Source organism: Streptomyces pseudogriseolus (assembly GCA_002154585.1).
Lineage (GTDB): Bacteria > Actinomycetota > Actinomycetes > Streptomycetales > Streptomycetaceae > Streptomyces > Streptomyces pseudogriseolus.
This window is the reverse complement of sequence record MUNG01000243.1, coordinates 1-3564: the sequence shown is the minus strand read 5'-3', so window position 1 is coordinate 3564 and position 3564 is coordinate 1. Positions and strand designations below refer to the sequence as shown.

At 60.0% G+C, this 3564-nt stretch carries 3 protein-coding genes and 1 pseudogene; 1 reads left to right on the top strand and 3 read right to left on the bottom strand.

Annotation, left to right across the window (positions count from 1 at the left end; all coding sequences use genetic code 11):
* Nucleotides 1-529: 529 nt before the first annotated feature.
* Together CCN29_RS36110 and CCN29_RS21800 are read right to left on the bottom strand one after the other, a co-directional pair.
* Complete coding sequence (locus tag CCN29_RS36110; RefSeq protein ID WP_337675425.1) at nt 530-661, bottom strand: hypothetical protein; 132 nt, start codon at nt 659-661, stop codon at nt 530-532.
* A 304-nt stretch (nt 662-965) separates the two neighbouring features.
* A complete protein-coding gene (locus tag CCN29_RS21800; RefSeq protein WP_086683868.1) occupies nt 966-2327 on the bottom strand; it encodes a VanZ family protein in 1362 nt (453 codons plus the stop codon).
* Nucleotides 2328-3158: 831 nt separating this feature from the next.
* Here CCN29_RS21800 and CCN29_RS21795 point away from each other — a divergent pair.
* Nucleotides 3159-3449 (top strand): hypothetical protein, encoded by a 291-nt coding sequence (locus tag CCN29_RS21795; RefSeq protein WP_143661358.1) that lies wholly within the window; start codon nt 3159-3161, stop codon nt 3447-3449.
* A gap of 13 nt (nt 3450-3462) precedes the next feature.
* On the opposite strand, the pseudogene CCN29_RS34995 reads toward CCN29_RS21795, so the two are convergent.
* Nucleotides 3463-3564: pseudogene (locus CCN29_RS34995) on the bottom strand (IS5/IS1182 family transposase); the annotation flags it as partial.

The window sequence follows — 3564 nt, the reverse complement described above, 5'->3', positions numbered from 1 at the left end:
TGGTCGAAAACCCATCTACCAGGGGCTTCACCTCGTTGTCAGCCCAACTGGCCAGCCTGAGCGCCAGGTTGGAAAACGCTCACTGGCTCCGTAACCAGTGGCAGCACGGTTTGGATCCTGACGGCACGCCCAGTCTCCCCTGGCAATGACCGGCCGCCATAACCAGGCTGGGGTTCAGTCGTGCGGGATGAAAACCAACAGGCAGACCCTGTTTCATAGGTGACCGCCATTGCAGCACCCCGCGTCTCCCCGCGATACCAAGGTCGCGACCGTTTCGAGGCCCGTTTCCAAGCTTTCAAATAGTGAAACGGACTCATGAAACAGTCGCTTACCCATGGCCGTGCAGACGGGGGTGCCCTGTACATGCGCCGCACCGAGAGCACGTGCACCATCACTCCTGGGTGTCAGTCTCGTCCAGCGCGGACATCTCTGTGTTGCGGCCCGCGACCGTGAGCGCCCCAGCCGCACTCTCCGGGGCCACGGCTGCCGGAGGGCGTGCGCCCTCCGGCAGCCTCACTCAGACGATGCGTCAGTGAAACATGGGGGCACCGTTCCACCAGGCCGTTCGCATGGCAAGGATCACGCCGATCTCGCGCAACCGCGTGGTGAGCTTCTCGCGGAACGACGTCAGTCGCTTCTCGATGTCTTCGAAGCGGAGCACGAGCTAAAAGCTCGTAAGTGCCGGAGTCCCGGAGTCACAGACTCCGGGACTCCGTTCTCGTGCCGTCCGGCGTCTGCCGAGGCGTTGAGGTCTGTGGACGCCATGGCCCCGATGTTTAACCTGAACCGCTCGCTGTCCCGGGGCGTCCCTCCGGATGTCCGTGCCACCGACCGTGAAGCCGCCGCACAGGCGGGAGCGGTGGCTTCTCAGCCGGAGGGTCCGTCCACGTTGCCTGTTTCCGGCCGCTTACCAAGGACGGACCGTGACACCGACCACGCGAACGCGCTGCTTCGGATGCATCCCATTACTCGGTGCCGAGGAGTTCTTCATTCGACTGAGTGGTGGATTCGGAGATGGCACTGTGAATACTTCCGTCACTAGCGTCGATGGTAGCTGAATGCAGGATCCCTCCATCCCGGGCCGCGAGACGCCAGTGGATGCGCCATTGGCCGTCGCGACGCTCGGCCAGGTGAATCGGCTGCTCTCGATCTTCAACTGCCACCTCAATTCTGAAGTGTTCCTCGAAAACCCTCCATGCCTCAGCTTCTTCGACGCGTTCCGGTGGAAGGCGAGGATCATCGATGTGTCTGACCATAAGGTCGGTCATGCGTCCCGACGGCTCGATCACGATGTCAAGACGCATAGGCATCAACACCCCTCCACGCCACCTACGCCATTCGACGATCCAGCCGATATCGGACCGGTCGTCGAGCGCCCGTACAGCTACCTCGGAATTCCGAAGCGCCCAGGGGGCATACTCAGACGCATATCGAGTGGCAATGACCTTCGCTTCTTGTGCGCTACGCGAAGGTCGACTCACCTTGGGAATTTTGTATGCATGTATACCCTCCCCGTGGTAGGTGGGGGTGAGATGCGCTGTGAACTGCTCCTTGCTGGGCCAGGTAAGCTCCGCAAATCCTCCGGGGATTTGAGCAACGATCAACCCGTCACCCTCGACGTCCTCTAGGTAATCGGCACTGTCGACTTCGTACGCTCCGTGGAACGCCTTATCGAGAGCGATATTGATTGCATCAACTTGGTCGGCGTCGGCTTCCGGAGTTGCGGTGGGTAGCACTGTGCGTACCGGATGGATGAGCGTGATCCAGGTTCCGGCGACGAGGGCGGTGATGATTGCGCCTGCCACGGCGGCACGCTTAACGATGCGCGGACCAATGGGTGGGACGCCGGGCGTGAAGCGGCGCACGATGAAGCCAAGCGCAACGCCTGTGAAAACTCCTGCACTATTGGTAATCAAGTCATCGCTGTCGCAAAGGCGACTAATGAAGGGGATGACTGCCTGCGAGGTTTCCACTGCTGATACGAGCACAACGCCGGAAACTGCAGAGAAGAATGGCCGCCCCGTGCAAAGAGTAGCAAATATCCCAAACGGCACAAAAAGTAGCACATTGAGTTGACCTTGCACGCCGGTGAAGGCCTCTAGGGCGGTCAAGTTAATGGCACACTCGGCTGTTGCTACGCCGCTGCCACCCCACGTGGTGAGCGTCAGTGGCCCCACGGTAGAGGAAACCCAGAGTCCACAAAAGACAGCTCGGGACCGTCCAGTCCGTCGCGCGACCGGGAAGTAAGCAGCCACCCCAGCCAAGAGCGTTACCGCAACAGCCAGAGTTAGGAAAATTAGATGATCCTGGAATACTGCATGAATCACAGGGGGTCCTCAGTAATGAGGCGAGGGTCCGCGCATCCGGTAGGGAGGCGCGGACCCTTGCGTAGTGCCGGTTGGACTAGCAGTTGTACGCTGGAGGCGTTATGTAGGTGCTGCCGCCTGCGTAAAGCTTGCCGTACGTAGCATTACAAGTTGAGCCGGCACTCCACGTTTTGTCGTAGTGGAATGGGGTGTTGGACATGTTGATATTGCTGGAATAAACAGTCGAACCTCCCCGCTCATACCCAAGCTTACCTGTGAGGCTCCCCCCGCTCTTTCTGTAATATCCGACGTGCACGGAGGTGCCCTTATTTGCGAGGTGAATGGAAAGGAACCCGTTGTCAAGAGTCGTGCAGCGATCCCCCTGAGTGATATACCCATCCCTGGGGCACGACGTCACCGCGGCCGAGGCCGGGAGGGCACCAACTCCGAGGGAAGCTACCGCGGTAGCGCAGATCACTGCCACGCGTATACTTGACCGCACAAAAATCACCTTTTCTACATGACTTGCCCACAGCTGTGAGCATGATCAACTTATACGTCCCTCCTGAAACTTGCAACCTCAAGGCAGGGTTGCATGCGAACTCTTCGAGAGTCTTTCCTGAATGTCTCACCTGGGTCGCTGCGCCCCATTTCGCTACTGTAAACGTCGCTTATTGTGTCATCGACATTTCCACGCCGATTGGTTGGCGCTCACTCAGGCCGCGTCAAAAATTTGGGTGGGACGGGACTGCGGCGGCTCGTCCCCTGAACCATGATCGCTCACTTACAGTAACCACGAACGCGATTCGTAACCGAACCGAACCGCGACACCCTGCTGTTCCCCATGCCGTGGTGACCGTCACCAGCCAAGAGCAGACGGGACCGGACACGCCTGACGAAGTCGTCCTGCTCCCATACCTCGACGTCGCCGGGCAGGCTCTGGCAGTCTTCGGATTCTCGGCATTCGGCTACGGGATGACGGGCGGACGGCAGCTTGCACTGCAGTTGTTGCACCACCCGTATGTCGAAGTCGAGCACCCTTTTGAGGCGGCGAACCTCGCCACACGGCTCTGGCCCGAACCTCCCACCACGCTCGACCCGGCCGAGATGCCGACGCTCGGCATCCAGGGCACACGACACTGAGCCTTTTCCACCATCACTCTGAGCTGCTCAGATGAAGGGTGAGGACGGCTCGGACGAGGCTGGTGATCCGGGTGGTCGAGCACCGGAGCTTGCGGAGGAGCCGCCAGGACTTGAG